Source organism: Siminovitchia jepli (genome assembly GCF_047228825.1).
Lineage (GTDB): Bacteria > Bacillota > Bacilli > Bacillales > Bacillaceae_C > Siminovitchia.
Genome location: NZ_JBFEGN010000070.1, coordinates 1 through 21117, shown reverse-complemented (window position 1 = coordinate 21117; position 21117 = coordinate 1). Strand labels below are relative to the sequence as shown.

Here is a 21117-nt window from a genome sequence, read left to right as displayed (position 1 = left end):
CCGGATGCTTCATCACCGGCTCAGGGAACGACGAAGTATGTGTCTGTGAACCCCGGCTCAACCCTTAATTTAAGAAGTACGCCTTCAACAGGTGGAGCGGTCATCGGCAGATTATCCAAAGATACGCAAGTGACCGTTTTGTCGGAATCAAACGGCTGGTCGAAAATCACGGCGGGCGGCAAGACGGGCTATGTAAGCAGTCAATATTTGTCCGGCAAGCCGGCTTCATCAACGTCCGCCAAACCGAGCCCGCCTTCACCGGTTAAAACTGCGACGAAATATGTCTCAGTGAATCCCGGGTCGGCCCTTCATCTAAGAAGTACGCCTTCAACAGGTGGAGCGGTCATCGGCAGATTATCCAAAGATACGCAAGTGACCGTTTTGTCGGAGTCAAACGGGTGGTCGAAAATTACAGCGAACGGCAAAACCGGGTATGTGAGCAGCCAATATTTAGCAGCAGGCAGCCAATCCAAGCAAGAAACAGACTTAAAAACGAAATATGTCAATCATTTATCGATGTCTGGAATAAGCATGTACACAAAGCCTTCAACGAAAGCTTCCGTAATCGTAAACATTGCCTCGGGCGTTCCTGTGCATGTAAAATCTGAGGAAAACGGATGGGCAAAAATTCATGCTTATGGAGCAGATGGATATGTGCAATCACAGTTTCTTTCGGAAACAAAACCTGTTGAAAATGCTGATTCAAAGGTTAAATATGTGAATGTCAATGAGGGATCCAGTCTAAATATGCGTTCTGCGCCTTCTTTACAAGCATCCATCGTCACAAAACTGGTTAAAGGGAACAAAGTCAACGTCCTTGACGAGAAAAATGGCTGGGCAAAAGTGTCGGCGAACGGCAAAACTGGATACGTCAGTGTGCAGTATTTATCTTCCGGCGTAAAATCACCGCAAGGCCCGAACGATACAAGCAAGGATGTCAATTATACTCATTATGATTTGAGTCTCGATGAAATGGTCAACATCCAAATGGCTGCAAAACCGCAGACGGATAAAAAATATCATACATATATAAGGGAAGACGCCCTTAGGTTGGACTCCCGTTCAAACCCCGGCGTGGGAATTGTTCAAGGAAACAATTGGAACATAAGGGGTGGTGCCGGAAGCAATTTTTGGACAGTGGGACAAGTTCAAAATGGTGCCCGTTTAAAAATCATTTCTTCTGTTAAAGGTTCAGATGGCCGTACATGGTATCAGGTAGAATTTAACAAAGCCTGGGTAAATGCAAGTCCGGACGATGTAAAATATTATATTAATCCCAGCAATTTTATCAATGATCCGGTCAAATCACTGCAATTTGTCAATCTATCCAAACCTGCGCAAATTCAGGCTGCGGAAGTAAATCAAAAAGTTCTTTCCGGAAAAGGCATATTAAGCGGAAAGGCGGATGCTTTCATCAAGGCGGGAGAATTGTTCGGAGTCAACGAAATGTATTTAATTTCACATGCCTTGTTAGAAACAGGCAATGGGACTTCCAGATTGGCAAATGGTGTCAAAGTAAACGGAAAAACGGTCTATAATATGTATGGAATCGGTGCATATGATGGAGACGCGGTGGCAAAAGGTGCCCAATTTGCCTATAATGCGGGCTGGTTTACACCTGAAGATGCCATCATTGGCGGAGCACAGTTCATCGCCAAAGGGTATATCGATGCTGGACAAAACACACTGTATAAAATGAAATGGAACCCGGCTTCCGCTGCCCAAAATAAAATAGCCAGCCACCAATACGCAACGGATATTGGCTGGGCTGTCAAACAAATTTATCAAATTCATAATTTGTATAGCTTAGTAGGTTCATATAAACTGATTTATGATATTCCGGTGTATAAAAAGTCTTAAAGGAATAATAAATCCAATATGCTCTCCTTTAAGTAGGCGGAAACTTAAAGGGGGGCATTATTTATTTATCTTAAAAGGAGCAACGAAACGGACACTTAACCATGATATTCAAGAAGGCTTATAAAAATGTGGTATCCTTATAAGTGATATCAAAGTAAAATACGATCCGAATTAGCACAAAAACGATCGGCCAGTACCGAAATGAGCTCCAACCTACGGGATCTGAACGACATAATGAAAATATTGTATAATAAAAGCACATGGGTGGGAGGTGAAAACGGATGGAAACGGTTGTTGGGCAATATTTGAATCAATTACGGTTAAACAAAGAGCCCCCTACCATTAATTACTTGCAAAGGCTCATTCAGCACCATCTGTCCATTGTTCCCTATGAAACTTTCAGCAAGTTTCATTACTATAGGCATGGTCCCCAGCTTGTCCCTTCTTTGCCCATGTTTGTTGAAAACTTGGAGGAAAAAGGATGGGGCGGGACATGTTTCACGCTCAACATCAATTTTTCACGTCTTCTGACAGAACTTGGCTTTCACTGTTCACTCGTCAGGGTGTATCCATCCCATTTGGCGATTATGGTAAAAATTGCCGGAAAACGGTTGTACGTCGATGTCGGCTATGGCTCTCCGATCATGAAACCGGTCGAATTGGAGGCGAAGCCCCGCCATGTGCTGCACGGTTTCGGCGAAGAAATTATTTTTACAAAAATCAGCTCCGGCAAGTATGAAATTGACCGCAGATCGAACGGTAAGTCATTCGTTAAAAAGCAAATTGATTGGGAACCGCTCGCTGAAAGAGAGGTAGGACCCGATATTGACGAATCGTACGACGATCGGGATGAAAATGTTACAATGCGGAGAATTACAGCCGTCCGGTTTAACGGCCATCAATGCTTTTTTCTGCGCAACGAAACGATGAAGGTCATGACATTCCGGAACATCAGTGAAATCCGGTTTCACGATCCGGATAAATGGATGGATTTAATCCAGGAAGTTTACCAGATTGAAAGAAGCTCGGCGGCCGCTTCCTTGTCCTTTTTGGAAGAACGCGGCGTCCGGTTGTTTTCCAAATGAACAACCGCCATAAGGTAATTGTTCATTTATACCTATAATATTTCTATATTTCCCTGCGCATCGCCTTTAACACATCGACCTGCGTGGCCCGCTGCGCCGGCTTCCAGCCGGAAAAAATGGTGACGACAAGGCAGATGAGGATACTGATCATGGTCAGCGACAAAGGTATATACGAAAACTGCAGGCCATCAGGCGGAGAATCATCAAAAACTAGTTTTAATACAAGCGGCAATGAAAAATTGACCACGGAACTGATCCCATACGCAACAACGGTTCCGATGAATGCCCCGATCAATCCAATATAACTGCTTTCCAACAAAAAAATGTTTTTAATCGTCTTTGGCGTTGCGCCGACGGCTTTCATGATCCCGATATCGGGTGCACGCTCCGTAACGGCCATGGACATCGTGTTATAAATGCCGATCGAGGCAATAAGGAGCGCAATCGTACCGACGAAGATCAATCCAATTTTCATAATGGTAAACAGCATATTCATTTGCTTCATTTCACTGACGATGGAGTAGGTTAAATAGTTGTCGGCATCCAGTTTCTCCTGGATACCCGAAACAGCCTCGACATTGTTTGCATAGATTTTTACTTCGTCGTATGTCTTTTCCGAGCTTTCTGCTTCAGGCTTTTCTGTTTGTTCCGGGAATCCGCCGGGAGTGCCGGTAAAATCCTCCACCTGCTTTAAAGTGGACTCAGATATAAAAACGGTAGAGATTTGCAGCCACTCTTTCGCCGGTTTTTCAGCTATTCCAACAATCTTAAGGGGAATGGTTGTAGTCGACTCTTTCCCATCGACAATTTTCATAACTTCCATGTCCACTGTTTTTCCAATGATATTTCCCTTATAGGCAAATTCCTCTTTTAGCGTGCCGTCCTCTTGGTACAGGTCGACTCCATTTTCTGCCTCAGGCGATAATTCTTCCGGAAAAGCATGGCCAACAACGATTTCGTTCTTTTTTTCGGGAAGTCTGCCCTTGGAAAGCTTAAAGCCGGCTTCTATCTCCGAAGGGAAATGAGCAGCAACCGTTTCTGTTGAAATTTGATACCCATCCAGGGTAAAAGTGGGATTCTGCTGCAGCACTTGTCTGCGTGTAACGGTCTTCACGCCATCCAGCGCCTCGAAATACTCAATGTGGCGATCGTTGATACGGTCCACATTCCCGGCATCATCCTCCTTGCCGTGAACATCCATTTCGGTTACAAGCCGGTTTTCCATCAAGTCCTGTATAATCGATTTATGAAGTCCAAAGCCGACAGAAGCCAGCACGATCAAAAACGTACAGCCAATCGCCGTCGCCAAAATCGTCATGAACAGCCGCGTCTTATTCTTTTTCATATTTTGCCTGACAAACCTGAACTGATCTTTAAAAGTCATGAAAAAACGCCCTCCCTTATTTGACCATCTGCCATTTCGATGATTCGGCTCCCCATCCTCGACACCTTTTCATCATGGGTAATGATCAAAAAAGTGATCCCAAATTCTTCATTCAGTTCTTTTATAAACAAAAGCAAGTCATCTTCCGTTTCACTGTCCAGGCTTCCCGTCGGTTCATCGGCAAGGATCAGGGGAGGATTGACAACAAGCGCCCGGGCGATACTGACACGCTGCTGCTGGCCTCCCGATAACTCGCTTGGATAGTGATCCTTATATGTAAGCAAACCGACCCTTTCCAACGTTTCGTCCACTTTCATTTTGCGCTCCAATTCCGGCATGCCTTTCAAAATGAGCGGCAGCTCCACATTTTGAAAGGCAGTCATGCTCGGGATTAACTGGAAATGTTGGAAAATAAAACCGATATGATGCAGGCGGAACTCGGCAAATTCTGTTTCGTTTAAATTTGTAACCACCGTTTCTCCGATCTTTACCTCGCCCCGATTCGGTTTCAGGAAGCCGCTAATGATATTCAGCAGTGTAGACTTCCCTGAACCGCTCCTTCCGATAATTGCAACCATCTCGCCTTTTTTTACTGAAAAAGAAACATGATTCAGCACTTGTATTTTTTGTCGCTCGCCTTTCCTTCCCACCTGAAAAGCATGGCTTACATTTTTTACCTCAATCATCCGGATCCCGTCCTTTAAAATTGGTCTCACTTATTAGACGATTCAAGATGGAAAAATACTACACAAAAATAAATATTTTTACCCGGACGAGGCAATGAACCATTTTGAAATAACACGCTTTACAGGCCTTTCTTCCCGCCAAATCAATTTTTTTAGGGGGCTTACTGTCAGTTAAACGCGGGAAAAAGGGTGCAGTCATATTTTTTCATGCTTCTTTAAAATGGGATAGGAAATCGATTCCGGAGTAAGGGAAGGTACGAAAACAGTGGAACAGCTATCAAGTTATTATCCTGGACTGGCCCATTTTGATCACCTTAGCTCCAATAAGATTAGGAAACAACCATTTTACGCTCGTAAACCCGGAAAAAAAGCCTTATGATAAGGTAAAGGAGGCCTTTGTCATGAGGAGAAAAATCATTTCGCGCAAATCATTGCCTGTCCTCCTTGTCGTTCTCTTTATCGGCTGCTATCTTTTTTTATTCACCATATCCGCCCAATACAAAAATCAGGACGCCCGGCTCATGACCGATGTGGGGCGTCTTGTTCCCATTCAAGTAAAAGAAGTGATTAAAGGGCGGGAAGAAGAGCAAATCAAAGAGATATTACAGGAAGCAAAAGAGAAGAATTTAAAGGTTTCCATTGCGGGAAAGCAGCATAGCCAAGGCGGGCATACATATTATAAAGATGCGGTTGTTTTGGACATGACAGCCTATAATCAAGTCGTTCGGGTTGACCCGGATAAAAAAATTGTTACTGTTCAAAGCGGCGCCACATGGGCCGATGTCCAGAAAGCGATCAATCCGTACGGATTGTCGGTCAAAACGATGCAGGCGCCGAATATTTTTACCATTGGAGGATCCATGAGCGTCAACGTGCACGGCCGGGATATCCGTTTCGGCCCCCTCATTGACAGCATCCGGTCTTTTCGGCTCATGAATGCGGATGGAGAAATCGTAAATGTCAGCCGGACCGAAAATAAAGAGCTGTTTCGCCTTGTACAGGGCGGATATGGCCTGTTCGGGGTCATACTGGATGTGGATATTGAATTAACCGATGATGTTTTATACCGGTCCGTCCATGAATGGATTGATTATCGGAATTACCCGGCATATTTTAAAGAAAAAGTATTGGCGAATCCCGAAATCGAGATGCATAATTCCAGAATATCCGTTGCGCCAAACCATTTTTTGACGGAAATGTACGTAACAAACTATTATCGCGAAACGGGAAAGCCATTGGCAGATTACAATGAACTGCAGGATGAAAAATATGTCCGCCGCAACAAATTTGCCTTCGGGCTTTCGCGGCATTCCGACTGGGGGAAAAATTTCGTCTGGTTTGTGCAAAAGCATGCATTTAAAGAAGGAAAAGAAGAGTATATTTCCCGCAACAATGTCATGCGCCCGGAAGTCCAATTTCTTGAATATGAAGGAAAAAATGATACGGATATCCTTCAGGAATATTTTGTTCCGGCCGATGATTTTCCCTTGTTTATTGACCGGCTCCGAGAAATCCTTCATAACAATGAATTAAATGTTGTTAATATTACAGTTCGCTACGTTCCGAAAAATGATGAAGCGTTTTTGTCCTATGCCCCAAAAGAGGATATGTTTTCACTCGTATTTTTAATTAATCAGGGGATGTCACAAAAGGAAATTGATGAAACGGGGAAAGTCGTGAGGGAAATCATTGACCTGGCGCTCGAATTGGACGGTTCCTACTACTTGCCTTATTACCATTATCCGACGAAAGAGCAAATGCGAAAAGCTTACCCGCAAGCAAGGGAATTTTTTGAAAAGAAAAAAGCCTATGACCCGGAGGAACGATTTATGAATGAATTTTATAAGGAATACGGCCAATGAGGTGGATTGTTTTTTCACAAAGCGTGGCGGTCCTTGGGAGCAGCCTTGTGTTTCCCTTCTATTTAATTTTCATTAAAGAAGTCGGCGGCGGCTTTTTTCAATATGGGATTTCCTATGGGCTGTTTACGATGAGCTCCGCTTTTGTGCACTTGATCGTCGGCAAATTATCCGATCGAACAGGGAGAAAATGGCTGCTGCTTGTCAACAGCTGGGGGATGGCCATCCTGCTGCTGTTTTTCCCGATTGTCACTCATGTTTGGCAAGTATATGTTTTGCAAATCCTGCTTGGTGTTGCTGGAGCGATGCAAAAAACGGGCGAAAAGGCCATGCTTGGGGATTTTACAGGCCAAACGGGCAGGGGAGCAGCCATCGGCAATTATCATTTTTGGACAACCATTTTTGCTAGTCTTGCAGTCATGCTCGGCGGCCTGCTCATCGATCTGTTTACGCTTGACATCATTTTCTACGTCAGCTCTTTCATTCTATTGATAAGCGGTTTTTTCATTTTAAAAATTAAAGAGTAAAGTGAATTTATCATGATTATGGCATGTGAAATTTTTCTTTTTGCTTTAATTTGTTAAATTCCTCCCGAAACTTCCTTGCAAGAAACCATATCGCAAGTTCCATGATGAGCATTAGCACCGGACTGCCGGCGATCATGTTTGCCCCTGCCGTATATCCGACATTTAAGGTGAACGGGAGGGCGATTAGGAAGAAACGTTCCGGCTATATAAAAGGTGAAATGGGTAGGGCTGACGCAGTCAGTTCCGTTACGCCGGACAATTCGATTATGCCTTGCACCAGCCAATAAATGAGCAGCAAATGAAGAAGGCCCATGATAATCATCGAAAAGATCATAAACAGAGACATGTTTCCGGGAATAGCCCGGTCAGCGAAAACAGCCGGGATAGAAACATGGCAGGAACAGACAGCCCGGCAAGCAGAAACGCAGTAATATTTGCCTCTGAAAAATGGCCCGACAATCCCTTCAATTTCCTTAATCCGTAAGCTGCCGGCAGGTAGCCGATCCCATCCGGCAAAAGATCAAACCGCATAATATTAACATCGGTAAGTACGAGCAAAAGCCCCCAAAATATTTTATTGATACTTTCCGGATTGTTCATGTGCTCTCTCCTGTATGATCGCTTTAATGGTATGGTCATTCATTTCGGGATGGTGCGAAAGGTGAAAAGGGTGTGTAAAATCTTTTCCGCCTTTGTTTTTCCCGACTAATTTGGCGTCTATTTCGTAAAAGCACAAACGGTTTTCATCGTCCTGCCCAAAGGAAAAATGGTAGCGAATGGAAACCAGCGCTCCTTTTTTCTTGGAGATGGGAAAAAGCATGTCATGAACTGTTTTGCCCTTCGGCACTTCATCTGGATCGGACGAGCCGTCAAAGCGGGACGGTTTTTCCTGGTCTTTGGATATGCCGATGGCCAATCCGTTATCTAGCTCTTTCTGAAAAGGAACATCCACCCCGGTAATTTCCACTATAATGGTAAAATGATTCGAGACCTGAACAAAATTTAAAAAATACTGTAGTGAAAGCCCGATACGATGCGTCTATATATGTGACGTTCGTTTGAAAGGGGGAGAGAAGGTTTGGATGATGCGCTCATTGAAAAAATCAAGAGCGGAAATGACCATGCGTTCCGGATCATCGTTGAAAAATACCGGAACCTGGTCTTTCATACCGTATACGGCGTTTTGCGCAATGAAAAAGATGCTGAAGACGCCGCACAGGAAGTGTTTCTGAAAATCTATACTTCTCTCCCCCAATACGAGAAGCAAGGTTTTACAACATGGGTGACAAGAATTGCGGTCAATCATGCGATTGACATTAAAAGAAAGAAAACGAGAAGGCATGAAGAAATGAACGTGGAATATGAGGAAACGAGCCACGCTCCCCCTGGCGAAAGTGTTGAGAGGCTCGTCCTCCAGCGCGAAAAGAAACGGATTATCCATGAAAGATTAAATGAACTGCCTGATCATTACAGGACGGTCGTTAAAGGTTTTTACATAGATGATAAGACGTATGAAGAGCTGGCTGCAGAATTGGACGTCAAATTAAAAACGGTCGAAGTAAGGCTGTACAGGGCAAGGCAATGGATGAAAAAGCACTGGAAGGAGGATGATTTTTCATGAACCACATGACCTACGAGCAATGGCTCCAATATACAAAAGACGAAATGGATGAAGAATTACGTGTTCAATATGAAAACCATCTATACAGCTGCGATCACTGCCTCGAGCTGTACATGAAAGCTGTTGAGGAAGCGGATTATCCTCCTCTAGATGATTCGGCCGCGGCCGGTTTTGCTGACTCGGTAATGCAACGCCTAGATGAGACGAAAGCAGAACCGCGGCAAAAAACGGTCAGCAATATAAGAAAGCAGACATTATGGCATTACGGATTGGCAGCTGCCATGACGGTTTTGCTCATGTCTACCGGAGCATTCTCCCAATTGGTGAACATCGCCAGTACCTTTGAAAACTCTGCCGCCAACCAGGATCGTTCCATCGTGGACAGCTTCCTGCAAAATACTGATTCCATCACGCATAAAATTGAAACTACCCTTGAGGAGGGAAATAAAGATGAATAAAAATCCCATCATTGCCTTTTTGCTCGCCTTCTTTCCGGGCGGGGGACTCATGTATCTCGGAAAAGTACTTCGCGGGCTTTTCTATACAGCTGCCGTGTTCGGCATTCCAATCATGTCTATATTGGCGTACGAGATGACTGCCATCGAATTTTTCCCTGCCTTTGCCCTTGGGGGCCTGCTCATGTATATCGTCAATTTTATCGACACGACGATCACTGCCTCAAAGCTATACAATCCAAAAAATGCAGTGCCGGCCGACGGGCAAGCGGTTGAAAAGACGCCAGATTCAGAACGTTTTTTTACTATTGTTCTCTCGTTCGTTCCCGGGCTCGGCCATTTTCAATTGGGGCTGGTCTACAGGGGAATGACACTGCTTGCGGCCTTTATCGGGCTTGCGGTCATGGTCCTGTTTGTCACCGCGTTGACGGGTTACAGTGAATTCCTCATTTTTCTAGGGGCGCTGCCGGTCATTTGGGTGTACGGATTTTTTGATGTCATGCAACTGCTTGACCGGAAACAAAAAGGTGAAACGATCGATGACCGCTCTCTTTTGGAAGATTTGGAAAAGCGGAGGCCGGGCGGCAAAAAAAGCAAATCGGTTGCCGCACTGCTTTCGATCATGCCGGGAGCTGGGCACCTTTACCTTGGCCTGCAAAAACGCGGAATCCAACTGATGGCTGCCTTTTTATTCTCAATTTATATTCTGGATGCATTGAGGCTCGGTCTTTTCCTTTTCATCATTCCGATTATTTGGTTTTACAGCTTTTTTGACAGCATGCAAAAGGCTGCCCAATACGAATCGGGAGAAGTCGAGGATGAACCAATCGTTTCCTATTTGATGAACCATCAGAAATGGCTGGGAATCGGCCTGATTTTTCTAGGTCTGTATTACCTCGGAACGAACATTTTTATTCCCGCTGCCGGGCCTGCACTGGAAAGAATGTTCAACATCGATGTCTACCATATTGTTTACAACTATATTCAGCAAGCGGTCATTTGCCTGATTCTGATCGGCGGCGGGATCAAATTGATGATGGGAAAAAAATCAACCCGGACAGCCAAAGAGGAGGATGCGAAATGAGAATGTGGAGAGTCGGATCATTTTCCATGGGGGCAGCCCTGTTATTACTGGGTGTATTCCTTTTATTAACCCAGGTTTTCAACTGGGATCCCGCATATGCATTACTTTCCTGGTGGCCGATGCTGCTCATCGTTTTAGGCCTTGAGATCCTTATTTATTTGAGGGTGGCAAAAAAGGAAAATGCCGTCGTCCAATATGATTTTGTCAGCATCGTGTTTATCGGCCTGATCGGAACGGCAGGGATCGTCATGGCGCTTGCCCATTCAACGGGTATATTGGGCGTGGCGGAACAAGTCATGAAAGCAGAGGTCAGGACAGCGAACCTTCCGGCATATGAAGAGCGCTCCCTGGAAGGGGTGAAGCGGATTGTTGTTGACTCTTGGTCATACCCGCTTACCATTGAAGGGACGCAGGAAAAACACGTTTCCCTATTTGGCACGTATGAAGAAGAAAATGCAAAAGGACCTTCACTTTTAAAAGAAGTTTCGGATTATGCCCTTATTGAAAAAAAGAGCGACACATTATACATCAGCATGAAGGAGCTTCCGCACCACCGATTTTCCGGACATTTGACCGCAGAAGCGACATTGCTCGTGCCAGCAGAAATGAAACTGGAAATGGACGGAAGAGGCCATATGATCAAAGTAAAGCCGCGACAGATGGAAAACGATTGGACAATCGGAGGAGGGGGCCTTGTTGAAGTGGAAGTAGATAAATCAGCAAACGTGAAGATTTCCGCCCAAAACGTCAACGATCTCGGACAAGGGGAGTGGGAAAACGTTAAAGAAGACAAAAACGAGGAAGAATATGGGCCCCGTTCGGCCGACATGACGATCGGAAAAGGGTCACACACGCTGACCATCACCAGAGCCGACGCTGTGGATGTCCACTAAGTGGATTTTCTTGAAAAAAAAAGGTATGATTGTTTGGGATAGGTATTCCGAAATAATCCTTTTATAATACATTTCAGGAATTCTCGGTTGTTAGCTTATGAAGGATGGATGTACATGAAAAGAGCACGAATTATTTATAATCCCACAGCCGGGCGTGAAATATTTAAACGCCATATTGCCGAAGTCCTTCAGAAACTGGAAATGGCCGGTTATGAAACTTCTTGCCACGCAACAACAGGAGCAGGCGATGCAAAAAAGGCTGCACGCACAGCTGTCGAAAGAAAATATGATGTCGTCATCTGTGCAGGCGGGGATGGAACGATCAATGAAGTGGTCAACGGTCTTGCAGAGCAAGATTACCGCCCGAAGCTGGGGGTGATTCCTACAGGAACAACGAATGACTTTGCCCGTGCTTTACACATACCCCGGGATATTGATGCTGCTGTTGATATCATAGCGGCAGGCCATACAATACCAATCGACATCGGCAGGATGAATGACAGTTACTTTATTAATATTGCCGGGGGCGGCAGGCTGACCGAACTGACGTATGAAGTGCCCGCCAAATTGAAAACGGTTCTTGGACAGCTTGCCTATTACTTAAAAGGCATCGAAATGCTGCCATCGATTCGTTCCACAGAAGTGAGCATCGAATATGACGGGAAGCTGTTTGAAGGGGAGATCATGTTATTTCTGGTCGCATTGACGAATTCCGTCGGCGGCTTCGAAAAACTGGCGCCGGACTCTTCCATTAATGACGGTCTTTTTACATTGCTCATATTGAAAAAAACCAATTTGGCCGAGTTTATCAGGATCGCAACACTTGCACTCCGGGGAGAACATCTCAATGATCCCAATTTGATTTATTCAAAAGCAAACCATATCAAAGTAAAGTCAAAACAAAAAACCCAATTAAACATCGATGGGGAGTATGGCGGGCTTTTGCCTGCCGAATTTCACAATTTGTACAGGCATCTCGAAGTATTCGTTCCGATTGATGACATCAGGCCTGAAGACAAAGCGGAGTAAATGGAAAATCTAAAAAAGCAGCTCTTTCGCCGCACTGTAAAAATACAGTCAAAAGGTTGCGGGAAAGCAGCTGCTTTTTATGAAAATGGCAATCTTGCTTTATGATAAAAGTTTATATAAATATAGTTCGTTAACCGGCTTTCCGTTGACCATCAGGGAATGGACCCTTTCGCCCTCAACTTCAAAGCCCAGCTTTTTATATAATTTGTAAGCCTTTTCATTATGTTTTATCATCGTAAGGCCAAGACGGGTCACTCCAACCTCTTTTGCCCACCGGAAAGCCTCTTTCAACATTCTTTCGGCAACACCCTTTCCACGGTGCTCCTCAACAACTCCGGTCACGATATGGGCAGAATGCTGGTTCCTCGCTGTTGTCCCGCCGAGGATCATGACATAACCGACCAGTCTGTCATCTTCTTCGGCTACAATGATTGTCGAATTGCTTTGCAGAAGAATTTTTTCAATGCGCTGTTCTTCCTGGTCTATGCTCGTTTTTCTTTCGCCAGGATCAAACAGCATCATGTTGGAAGAATCGATGCTTACTAGTAGATGAGCAAACTGCTCGGCGTCTTCCAGGCGGATATGCCTGATGTTCATAGGCGTCATTCCTACTTTCTATCAAAATTTTATTTATAACTTTTTTTCGGAATAAAACCCGATGAGAAGTGCAATAGAAGCTGCAGCCATGCACCCCGTAGCCAAAATGAGCCAGGAAATAATCCAGTCTAAACTGGTCAAGCGTTTTGCGAAAATGACAAATCCAATTCCCAACGCCACTCCGGCTAAAAATAAAACCGAACCCGTCGCATATGTTTTTCCTTTTTGGATATTTCTTTTAGTCTGTTTAACCCCCCATATCGTTAAAGCTCCCACAATAAGAAAAGATAATACCATTGCCCATAGGCCGCTGGACATTTCTATTCCCCCATTTCACCACCAGTTCTATTTTACCATAATTCGCGAAATTTCGCAGTTTTATCTGTTCTCCGCCATGATTTTAAACAGATATTTGTATGAGAGTGATAACAGAATAAACAGAGTGACTCACTAGCGCATCATTTTCGCGTCGAATCCGGTGCGAACGCTTTTATTTACATGACTTCTCTTGCTGCAAAATAGGGTATATTGAGTCAATTTGGAAATATAAAAGTTTTGGCATACAATTTGTATATAGAAAAAAGGAAGATTTTAAACACATTGATTGGCAAACGAAAGGAGGACAGAAATTAGCACTGTCGTTTAAGAGGTGAAGTTAATCGCAGTTTTGGAAAATCCAGCAATGGTTTGTATTTATGGAAGTTGAAAGTGAATTATGTTTTATTCAAAGATGCACATATTTGTTAGCGCACTACCGTGAACCGTTTTCGCATGATTAAAAAGTGGATGATAAAGTCATAATTTCCTATATTTTTTTGTGAAAACCCTGGAAACCGTAATAGTTTTATTTGTTTGTTGGAATAACAAAAGAAGAGTTTAGGAGGGAAATGATGGAAGTCAATGAGACGAAAGAGTTGAATGCCAGTTTAGTGCCGGGAACTGATGATGGTGAGGGACAGTTAAAGCGTTCATTAAAATTAAGGCATGTTGTTTTCATTGGTTTAGCTTACATGTCCCCTTTAGCGGTTTTTGATACATTCGGCATCATTTCCGATATTACAAGCGGCCATGTTCCGGCAGCATATTTATTGATTATCATTGCCATTTTATTTACAGCGTACAGTTACGGAAGAATGGTAAAAAAATATCCGTCGGCCGGCTCGGTTTATACGTATAAAGGAAAACGATGAATGCGCATTTGGGTTTTCTTGTCGGATGGTCCGCCATGCTGGATTATCTTTTTCTCCCGATGATCAATGCGTTGCTGGCCAGTATATATCTTTCATCAGCCTTTCCAAGTGTCCCTTCGTGGATATGGATATTTTTGACCATTGCCATTACAACGGCACTTAACCTTTTGGGGGTCAAACTGGCGGTCATCTTTAACTACCTATTGGTTATTCTTCAGGTGTTGGTCACCATCATCTTTGTCATTTTGACTATTAGAATGATCATGTACGGTGACACCGGAAATACATTTTCACTGAATCCCTTTTATTCCGAGGAATTGTCATTTTCAGCAGTTTTTGCAGGTTCATCCATTCTGGCTTTATCCTTTCTTGGTTTTGATGCCGTCACGACACTGGCAGAGGAGACTGTTGAGCCCAAGAAGAATATCCCCAGGGCGATCTTTATCATTGCCTTGAGTGCAGGGGCCTTCTTTGTTACGGTAACCTATTTCATGCAATCTTTATTTCCGGATGTATCCGTTTTCGGAGATGTCGAAGGCGCTTCACCGGAAATTGCGAAGTATATCGGCGGAGCTTTGTTTCACTCAATCTTTATTTCAGGTTATGTTGTTGCCGTCCTTGCCTGTGGTATCACCCAGCTGATTAATTTTGGCGCTTTTGTCGCCTTCACATTTGTCAACTTGTCTGTCATCGTCTATTTCTTTAGGCGGGAAAAAAATCGGTCCGTCAAATCGTTTATCACTTCCATTATCATACCAGGGGCAGGCTTGGCATTTAACGTATACTTGTGGTTCAACCTTGAGAAAAGTGCCATGATACTTGGGGCTATTTGGGCGGCGGTCGGTTTTGTTTATATTTTGTATTTGACGAAGTTTTTTAAAGTGAGCCCGCCGGAACTTAGCGATCATGATCAATGAAACTTTAAAAAAATCACATCATTTGAAAAAAGGAGAATCAATATGGCAAGAACAATAAAAAACAGTACACCAAAAAAAGACGGATTCAGAATTCCGGGAGAATTCGAGCCGCATAAGGGGTCAATCATTATTTGGCCGGAAAAGGGATTTGCTTTCAGAAATGGGGGCAAACCTGCCCAGGAAGTGGCCGTCATCGTTGCCAATACGATTGCGGAATATGAAGAAATGACGGTCATCTGTTCCGCGGACCAATATGAAAATGCCAGGGCAAGATTGTCGGAAAAAGTCCGGGTTGTGGAAATGTCGACGAACGAATCATGGGCTCAGGACAAGGGAGCTTTTTACGTCATCAACGATAAAGGTGAAATGAGAGGAGTACAGTTTGGCTTCAATGCGTATGGGGGATTGGATGGAGGCCTCTATTTTCCCTGGGATTTGGACCAGCAATTTGCCCAAAAACTGTTTGAACTTGATAACATAGATTCTTATGATGCCAAACACTTTATTCTTGAAGGCGGGGCCACCCAGGTGGACGGGGAAGGCACGATTATTTTGACGGAGCAGTGCAACCTGAATCCAAATCGGAACGGCGATATGTCCAAAGAGGAAGTGGAGAGAAATTGCAAGGAATATCTTGGCCTGGACAAGGTGATTTGGCTAAAAAGAGGGATGCTGTATGATGAAACGGACGGGCATGTCGATGATATTTGCTTTTTCATCAAGCCCGGCGTCATCGCTCTTTCATGGGTGGATGATGTCAATCACCCGCAATATCCGGTATTCAAAGAAGCCTATGATATCTTAAGCAAAGAAACGGATGCAAAAGGGAGAAAGTTTGAGATTCACAAAATCCATATACCGGAAGTCATCCATATAACAGAGGAAGAAAACAAAGGCTTTGATATTGTGGCCGATGCGGCGCCCCGCGAACCCAATCAGCCATTGGCAGTGACTTATATAAACGGATATTTCGTGAATGGCGGATTTTTGGTTCCCCAATTTGGCGATCCGCGCGATCAAGAAGCTGTCCAAAAACTCCAAGAATTGATGCCGGATCGAAAAGTGATCGGCCTTCCGACAAGAGAGTGGTCTTTAAGCGGCGGCAATATCCATTGCATGACGCTGGTGCAGCCGAGGCCGTAAGAGTGTGATGATGACAGAATCAAATAGGAAATAAATATTTTGTTGAATGGGTAAGAAGAGAGATCAAGGTGAGATCGATCTCTTCTTTTTTTATATTTTAACTTGGTAAGGAAGCAAGTTGGAGGGGAAAGTGTGTAATGTTTTCGATTATGCTAAAATAAGTTGAGAGGAATGATTTACAGGATTAAAATGAGACCTAAATCAAATATTTTTTATAGAAAAAATCGGTTTTTTCCCTAATAAGGCAAAATGGCTGATAAGGGCCAGAGGGGGGATGATGAAAGTAAAAAAAGTTCGGTTATTCTTTCATGGTATAGTATGTTTTGCAGCTCTAACTGTTGCTATCACACAATATCCATCAACCACCTCAACCGTAGCGATAACAGTAGCTTGCTGCGCGGTATTCTTTTATGGAGAACCTGTTCTCTTTAATAGGAATAAAAAGTAGCTTCTTATGTACAGCATTCATCAATCGGGAGCCATTTTAGAATGGTGTTAACAACAGTAGAATATAATGGAGATTTTGAAAAGAAAGGAAATCTTTCATGAAAAAAATCATCATCAGTGGAATTTTACTATGTAATCTATTGCTGGCAGCTTGTTCACAGTCGGAAGAAAAGTCACACGATCATTCGAATGAGAATCAACAAACTGCTGCAGCGGACATTCGTGAGGAAACAAGCGGGGCTGACGTGTTGCCAGAATTTTTAAAAGAAAAGCCGGAAGACATGCAAATCGTTTATCAAGCTGCTGCCCAAAATCGCGACTTGCTGGAAAAAATACCATGTTATTGTGGTTGCGGAGATTCTGTTGGCCATAAAGACAACTATGATTGCTTTGTGCATGAAAACAAGGAAAATGGAGAAATTATATGGGATGACCATGGTACGAAATGCATTGTTTGCCTGGAAATCGCCGCCAAAGCCATCACGGATTTACAGAATGGAAAAACTGTAAAGGAAATTCGATCGGAAATCGACCAACAATATGAAAAAGGGTATGCAGAACCTACGCCGACGGAGGAAGTATAGTTCGTTCCGAAACCCTTAAAAGGAAACTTTTTTCAATTTTGAGGAACCCGATAACGGCAGCGAAAATTTTTATTCGTCCCCGGCGTTGTTGCAAGAGGGTGGCGGACACCATTTATTTGTATTGGTGTTCGCTTTTGGTACAAACCGCCGCTTATGGTCACCAAGCAACCCAAATTATTTGATTCCTAAGTGCCTGTGCGGTGTAAAAAAGTTGTATCAGGTCACGTAGAAGAATACGTGTTCAACAGGTTTAAAGCACTTATTAATGGTTAGGGAGAATGATTTACAGTGTGTTGTAAATCGGTTTGTCAGCCATGTTTCCCATTGGTTGATCATTCGACAAAATTTGCTATGTAAAACAATGTAATTTTGGAAAAAGAGACAGTGGGGGGATGTTCAAGTGAAATACCAGTTAGATCCTAAACAGACACGGCTTGCTGGCTTGTCCAGTGTGATTGGTACGACGGTCGAATGGTATGATTTTTTTATTTACGGAACGATGGCCGCTCTGGTTTTTCCAAAGCTCTTTTTCCCATCCGATGATCCCTTTGTATCGTTAATGCTCTCTTTTGCGACGTTTTTTGTCGGGTTTGTCGCCCGGCCATTAGGAGCGATTTTCTTTGGTCATTTCGGCGATAGAATTGGACGTAAAACAACGTTAGTGATCACAATTTTGTTAATGGGGTTCAGTACATTTGCCATAGGATTTGTGCCGTCATATGATCAGATTGGCATCTTGGCTCCAATTATCCTCGTAACTTTACGGGTCATTCAAGGTTTCTCCATCGGAGGTGAATGGGGTGGCGCCGTATTGTTGGCTATGGAATGGGGCGAAACAAATAAACGTGGGTTGATGGCTAGCTTGCCGCAAATGGGGGCGCCGTTCGGCTTAGTTCTTTCATCCGCAGTGACATCGCTCTTAATTGCTATAAGCGGAGATGGTTTTGAAATCTGGGGCTGGCGCGTAGTATTTGGACTGAGTTTAATCTTGGTTCTTCTCGGCCTCTTCATCAGGCTCAATGTAATGGAAACTCCGTATTTTAAAGAAGTGCTTGAGAAAAAAGACATTCCAAAATTACCGGTTATCGAAGTGTTTGCAAAGTTTCCGAAAGAAGTCGTCTCAGGAATGCTGGCGAGAGTCGTTAGTGATATCGCTTTTTACATTTTTATTACGTTTGTTGTCAGTTATGGCACATCTTATTTAGAATTGGATGATAGCGTGTTCATTAATGCGACACTGATAGGTGCGCTTTTCGCCGGTGCTGCTGTTCCGTTATTTGGCTATTTATCCGACCGAATCGGCCGTAATAAAATCTACCGCTATGGCATTATCGCCGTTATTTTATGGGCTTTTCCGTATTTTGCCTTACTAAATACGAAGAATGTCTTCTTAATTTTTCTATCCATAATCTTATCGCTAGTGATCTGGAGTTCAATGTTTGCAACTATTTCTGCCATTATTGCGGAAAGCTTTCCGTCGCGAATTCGCTACACCGGGGCTTCCGTTACCTTCCAACTTACAGGTATTATTGGAGGTGGCTTGGCACCGATGATTGCAATACGTTTGTTGCAATCGTTTAATACATCGGCTGCTGTAAGTTTGTACCTCATTGCTGCCGCAATCATTTCGATTGTTGCATTACATTTTTTGAAGGACCATACTGGAAAGAACCTGGATTGATAAACTGGAGGAGGTCATTTGTATGGATATGCAAGACAAAGTATGGCTTTGGCAGTATACTTGGGAAGACGTTTCGGACTATTTATCGGAGAAGAGCACCATCTTAATCCCAATCGGAAGCGTTGAACAACATGGTAAACACTTGCCACTAGGTGTCGACGCCTTAGTCGCACAGCGGTTGGCTGAAGACGCGGCGAAAAAGACTGGAACGCTCGTCGCTGCACCCCTCTGGTACGGATGGGCTCCGCAACATATGGGTTTTACCGGAACGGTCACTCTTGGCTCCGAGACACTAACAAAACTTGGAGAAGATGTCATTTTGAGTTTCATCTATCACGGTTTTAAACGGATCGTATTCGTCAATGGCCATCGCATCGCCAACTTACCGCCGCTTCAAGTTGCAACCACACGTATGAGGCATCAGACAGGAGCTTATGTGGGCATCGTCGACCCTGTATTTCTCGGACAAAACATTCATGCCTCACTACTCAACGATGCGGAAAGTCTTGGTCTCTCCCATGCAGAAGGTTTGGAGACGGCGCACATGCGTTATCTTTTTCCTGACTTAGTCAGGGAGCATCATGTGAAAAGAGCTGAAAGCGGCAGTCAACCTAAACTCCCTTGGCATGTCGTCGATCCGTTTCGTCCCGATGACCGGGTATGGACAGCTACCACATCCGAAGAGTTAAAGAACAGCGCACCAACAGGAGCGATGGGAAACCCTCCTTGGGGAACCCCAGAAATCGGCAAGCGTCTCCATGAATCTTTGGTCGACAGATTCGCAGACTTTTTATCCGAATTAGAAAACTACCCAGTAACGATCCGGGAAGATATTCAGTATCCTGTGTGATCGGACTTACGGTGTCTTGATCAATTTTTTTGTAAAGCGCCCCGGTGAATCAAACAGGCTATACCGGGGCCAAGTAAATGTCTTTCTCGTTTCGCATGATATGTTTCCCTTCAAGATGTTCGCCTTGAAGCTCCACATCCTTTTCCTTCCAAATAATGAAATAATCGGGCATGTAACCAGCTTGATATCCGCTGAAGCACGGTAGACGGCGACGGCGTCATAAAAATCACGACGTCGGAAAACTCCATATATTCGGCTCTTTCTTCGTTCAAATGAAAAAATTCATCAAGCGTTCTACCATAGATTTCTGGCCAGCTCATACCCTTTCATTTTCCATGCTATACTGAAGTAAGAAGTGAAAGGAGTGCTTAACAGGTGTTGCTGCTGGAGAAATTAAAAGAATCCAATTATACCGTTGTACTGACAGGTGCAGGCATGTCGACGGAGAGCGGCCTCCCGGATTTCCGCTCCCAAAGCGGAGGTCTTTGGCAAAAGGAAGACCCGAGCCGGATTGCCAGCACAGATGCACTGAATCGCAATGTGGAAAAGTTTTTCGAATTTTACCGGTACCGCGTGCTAGGTTTAAAAGACTGCAAACCTCACATCGGCCATGAAATATTGGCCAAGTGGGAAGAGGCCGGTATTATTCAAAGCATCATTACACAAAATGTGGATGGCTTCCATACGGAAGCCGGAAGCAAAAGCGTCGCAGAATTGCATGGCACCCTGCAAAAAGTTCATTGCCAAACGTGCGGAAGAGAGTACGGGAATGAAACGTACGTGAACGAAAAATATGAATGCGTGTGCGGCGGTAAACTGCGCCCATCCGTTGTCTTGTTCGGAGAAATGCTACCGGAGGAGGCGCTTTTTCAGGCAGCGGAAGAAAGTGAGAAAGCAGAGCTGTTTATCGTTCTTGGTTCTTCCCTCAGCGTTTCACCCGCTAATCAGTTTCCGCTGATCGCAAAACAAAACGGCGCCTATCTGGCGATTGTAAACATGGAACCGACGGAACTGGACATATATGCCGACTTGACCATCCATAACCGGAAAATCGGGTCGCTGTTAAAGGAATTGGATAAGCAGCTGAAAGAGTAAGCCATTAAAAATCCGCAGGGAAAATGGATTTCTCTGTGGATTGTTATTTTATGTTAAGCTAATTGCGATGTCTCGTAAATCCAAACAGTCCAAGGGCTAGAACGAAGGCATAAAAAAATTTTCCCCCAAC

The 21117-nt window shown here is 44.0% G+C and carries 22 protein-coding genes and 1 pseudogene; 16 read left to right on the top strand and 7 right to left on the bottom strand.

From position 1 onward, the window contains the following. Positions 1–1860 (top strand): SH3 domain-containing protein (locus tag AB1L08_RS17495; protein ID WP_413065931.1); only part of this gene is annotated, 1860 nt, incomplete at its 5' end. A 281-nt stretch (positions 1861–2141) separates the two neighbouring features. Further along, positions 2142–2945, top strand: coding sequence for an arylamine N-acetyltransferase (locus AB1L08_RS17490; RefSeq protein ID WP_413065930.1), 804 nt, complete (start codon positions 2142–2144; stop codon positions 2943–2945). A gap of 43 nt (positions 2946–2988) precedes the next feature. Here AB1L08_RS17490 and AB1L08_RS17485 read toward each other — a convergent pair whose 3' ends face one another. Together AB1L08_RS17485 and AB1L08_RS17480 are read right to left on the bottom strand one after the other, a co-directional pair. Beyond that, on the bottom strand, positions 2989–4329 hold the full coding sequence (locus AB1L08_RS17485) for an ABC transporter permease (RefSeq protein ID WP_413065929.1): 1341 nt from the start codon (positions 4327–4329) through the stop codon (positions 2989–2991). Beyond that, complete coding sequence (locus AB1L08_RS17480; protein ID WP_413065928.1) at positions 4326–5015, bottom strand: ABC transporter ATP-binding protein; 690 nt, start codon at positions 5013–5015, stop codon at positions 4326–4328. Before AB1L08_RS17480 ends, AB1L08_RS17485 begins: the two co-directional genes overlap by 4 nt. Before the next feature lie 401 nt (positions 5016–5416). On the opposite strand from AB1L08_RS17480, the gene AB1L08_RS17475 reads away from it, so the two are divergent. The 3 genes from AB1L08_RS17475 (at position 5417) to AB1L08_RS17465 (ending at position 7688) form a co-directional block, all read left to right on the top strand. Beyond that, positions 5417–6877 (top strand): FAD-binding protein, encoded by a 1461-nt coding sequence (locus AB1L08_RS17475; protein WP_413065927.1) that lies wholly within the window; start codon positions 5417–5419, stop codon positions 6875–6877. Further along, the gene (locus tag AB1L08_RS17470; RefSeq protein ID WP_413065926.1) at positions 6874–7401 is read left to right on the top strand and encodes an MFS transporter; all 528 of its coding nucleotides are present in this window, start codon (positions 6874–6876) and stop codon (positions 7399–7401) included. Before AB1L08_RS17475 ends, AB1L08_RS17470 begins: the two co-directional genes overlap by 4 nt. Positions 7402–7505: 104 nt before the next feature. Then, complete coding sequence (locus tag AB1L08_RS17465; protein WP_413065925.1) at positions 7506–7688, top strand: hypothetical protein; 183 nt, start codon at positions 7506–7508, stop codon at positions 7686–7688. A 43-nt stretch (positions 7689–7731) separates the two neighbouring features. Here AB1L08_RS17465 and AB1L08_RS17460 read toward each other — a convergent pair whose 3' ends face one another. Together AB1L08_RS17460 and AB1L08_RS17455 are read right to left on the bottom strand one after the other, a co-directional pair. After that, on the bottom strand, positions 7732–8001 hold the full coding sequence (locus tag AB1L08_RS17460) for a hypothetical protein (protein ID WP_413065924.1): 270 nt from the start codon (positions 7999–8001) through the stop codon (positions 7732–7734). Continuing rightward, entirely contained in the window at positions 7976–8353 is a 378-nt protein-coding gene (locus AB1L08_RS17455) for a hypothetical protein (RefSeq protein ID WP_413065923.1), read from the bottom strand. Before AB1L08_RS17455 ends, AB1L08_RS17460 begins: the two co-directional genes overlap by 26 nt. A 126-nt stretch (positions 8354–8479) precedes the next feature. Here AB1L08_RS17455 and AB1L08_RS17450 point away from each other — a divergent pair, with 126 nt between their 5' ends. From AB1L08_RS17450 to AB1L08_RS17430, 5 genes are all read left to right on the top strand, one after another. Beyond that, entirely contained in the window at positions 8480–9022 is a 543-nt protein-coding gene (locus tag AB1L08_RS17450) for an RNA polymerase sigma factor (RefSeq protein WP_413065922.1), read from the top strand. Then, a complete protein-coding gene (locus tag AB1L08_RS17445) occupies positions 9019–9480 on the top strand; it encodes an anti-sigma factor family protein (RefSeq protein ID WP_413065921.1) in 462 nt (153 codons plus the stop codon). Before AB1L08_RS17450 ends, AB1L08_RS17445 begins: the two co-directional genes overlap by 4 nt. Next, positions 9473–10561, top strand: coding sequence for a hypothetical protein (locus AB1L08_RS17440; protein ID WP_413065920.1), 1089 nt, complete (start codon positions 9473–9475; stop codon positions 10559–10561). Before AB1L08_RS17445 ends, AB1L08_RS17440 begins: the two co-directional genes overlap by 8 nt. Beyond that, positions 10558–11454, top strand: coding sequence for a LiaI-LiaF-like domain-containing protein (locus AB1L08_RS17435; protein ID WP_413065919.1), 897 nt, complete (start codon positions 10558–10560; stop codon positions 11452–11454). Before AB1L08_RS17440 ends, AB1L08_RS17435 begins: the two co-directional genes overlap by 4 nt. A 114-nt stretch (positions 11455–11568) precedes the next feature. Then, positions 11569–12483, top strand: coding sequence for a diacylglycerol kinase (locus AB1L08_RS17430; protein ID WP_413065918.1), 915 nt, complete (start codon positions 11569–11571; stop codon positions 12481–12483). A 99-nt stretch (positions 12484–12582) separates the two neighbouring features. Here the strand turns inward: AB1L08_RS17430 and AB1L08_RS17425 are convergent, their stop codons facing one another. Both AB1L08_RS17425 and AB1L08_RS17420 read right to left on the bottom strand, forming a co-directional pair. Further along, the gene (locus AB1L08_RS17425) at positions 12583–13080 is read right to left on the bottom strand and encodes a GNAT family N-acetyltransferase (protein WP_413065917.1); all 498 of its coding nucleotides are present in this window, start codon (positions 13078–13080) and stop codon (positions 12583–12585) included. A 33-nt stretch (positions 13081–13113) separates the two neighbouring features. Then, positions 13114–13398 carry a hypothetical protein gene (locus tag AB1L08_RS17420; protein WP_413065916.1) on the bottom strand — a complete coding sequence of 95 codons (285 nt, stop codon included), beginning with the start codon at positions 13396–13398 and terminating at the stop codon, positions 13114–13116. Between the two features lie 572 nt (positions 13399–13970). On the opposite strand from AB1L08_RS17420, the pseudogene AB1L08_RS17415 reads away from it, so the two are divergent. The 5 genes and pseudogenes from AB1L08_RS17415 to AB1L08_RS17395 all read left to right on the top strand — a co-directional run bounded on the left by AB1L08_RS17415 (position 13971) and on the right by AB1L08_RS17395 (position 19892). Then, positions 13971–15187 (top strand): annotated as a pseudogene (locus tag AB1L08_RS17415) (APC family permease). Between the two features lie 42 nt (positions 15188–15229). Continuing rightward, complete coding sequence (gene aguA, locus AB1L08_RS17410; RefSeq protein ID WP_413065915.1) at positions 15230–16330, top strand: agmatine deiminase; 1101 nt, start codon at positions 15230–15232, stop codon at positions 16328–16330. A 545-nt stretch (positions 16331–16875) separates the two neighbouring features. Next, positions 16876–17361: a PCYCGC motif-containing (lipo)protein gene (locus tag AB1L08_RS17405; protein WP_413065914.1), complete on the top strand. Its 486-nt coding sequence runs from the start codon at positions 16876–16878 to the stop codon at positions 17359–17361. Between the two features lie 400 nt (positions 17362–17761). Continuing rightward, positions 17762–19042, top strand: a complete 1281-nt coding sequence (locus AB1L08_RS17400; RefSeq protein ID WP_413065913.1) for an MFS transporter — start codon at positions 17762–17764, stop codon at positions 19040–19042. 22 nt (positions 19043–19064) lie between these two features. Next, on the top strand, positions 19065–19892 hold the full coding sequence (locus tag AB1L08_RS17395; protein WP_413065912.1) for a creatininase family protein: 828 nt from the start codon (positions 19065–19067) through the stop codon (positions 19890–19892). A gap of 110 nt (positions 19893–20002) precedes the next feature. Here AB1L08_RS17395 and AB1L08_RS17390 read toward each other — a convergent pair whose 3' ends face one another. Then, positions 20003–20212: a hypothetical protein gene (locus AB1L08_RS17390; RefSeq protein WP_413065911.1), complete on the bottom strand. Its 210-nt coding sequence runs from the start codon at positions 20210–20212 to the stop codon at positions 20003–20005. Between the two features lie 58 nt (positions 20213–20270). Between AB1L08_RS17390 and AB1L08_RS17385 the strand changes: the two genes are divergently transcribed. Further along, positions 20271–20987 carry an NAD-dependent deacylase gene (locus AB1L08_RS17385; protein WP_413065932.1) on the top strand — a complete coding sequence of 239 codons (717 nt, stop codon included), beginning with the start codon at positions 20271–20273 and terminating at the stop codon, positions 20985–20987. Positions 20988–21117 lie beyond the last annotated feature (130 nt).

Coding starts and splice junctions, on each gene's coding strand:
- AB1L08_RS17490 (WP_413065930.1), top strand. CDS start 2,142: ATGGAAACGGTTGTTGGGCAATATTTGAATCAATTACGGTTAAACAAA.
- AB1L08_RS17485 (WP_413065929.1), bottom strand. CDS start 4,329: ATGACTTTTAAAGATCAGTTCAGGTTTGTCAGGCAAAATATGAAAAAG.
- AB1L08_RS17480 (WP_413065928.1), bottom strand. CDS start 5,015: ATGATTGAGGTAAAAAATGTAAGCCATGCTTTTCAGGTGGGAAGGAAA.
- AB1L08_RS17475 (WP_413065927.1), top strand. CDS start 5,417: ATGAGGAGAAAAATCATTTCGCGCAAATCATTGCCTGTCCTCCTTGTC.
- AB1L08_RS17470 (WP_413065926.1), top strand. CDS start 6,874: ATGAGGTGGATTGTTTTTTCACAAAGCGTGGCGGTCCTTGGGAGCAGC.
- AB1L08_RS17465 (WP_413065925.1), top strand. CDS start 7,506: ATGAGCATTAGCACCGGACTGCCGGCGATCATGTTTGCCCCTGCCGTA.
- AB1L08_RS17460 (WP_413065924.1), bottom strand. CDS start 8,001: ATGAACAATCCGGAAAGTATCAATAAAATATTTTGGGGGCTTTTGCTC.
- AB1L08_RS17445 (WP_413065921.1), top strand. CDS start 9,019: ATGAACCACATGACCTACGAGCAATGGCTCCAATATACAAAAGACGAA.
- AB1L08_RS17440 (WP_413065920.1), top strand. CDS start 9,473: ATGAATAAAAATCCCATCATTGCCTTTTTGCTCGCCTTCTTTCCGGGC.
- AB1L08_RS17435 (WP_413065919.1), top strand. CDS start 10,558: ATGAGAATGTGGAGAGTCGGATCATTTTCCATGGGGGCAGCCCTGTTA.
- AB1L08_RS17430 (WP_413065918.1), top strand. CDS start 11,569: ATGAAAAGAGCACGAATTATTTATAATCCCACAGCCGGGCGTGAAATA.
- AB1L08_RS17425 (WP_413065917.1), bottom strand. CDS start 13,080: ATGAACATCAGGCATATCCGCCTGGAAGACGCCGAGCAGTTTGCTCAT.
- AB1L08_RS17420 (WP_413065916.1), bottom strand. CDS start 13,398: ATGTCCAGCGGCCTATGGGCAATGGTATTATCTTTTCTTATTGTGGGA.
- aguA (WP_413065915.1), top strand. CDS start 15,230: ATGGCAAGAACAATAAAAAACAGTACACCAAAAAAAGACGGATTCAGA.
- AB1L08_RS17405 (WP_413065914.1), top strand. CDS start 16,876: ATGAAAAAAATCATCATCAGTGGAATTTTACTATGTAATCTATTGCTG.
- AB1L08_RS17395 (WP_413065912.1), top strand. CDS start 19,065: ATGGATATGCAAGACAAAGTATGGCTTTGGCAGTATACTTGGGAAGAC.
- AB1L08_RS17390 (WP_413065911.1), bottom strand. CDS start 20,212: ATGAGCTGGCCAGAAATCTATGGTAGAACGCTTGATGAATTTTTTCAT.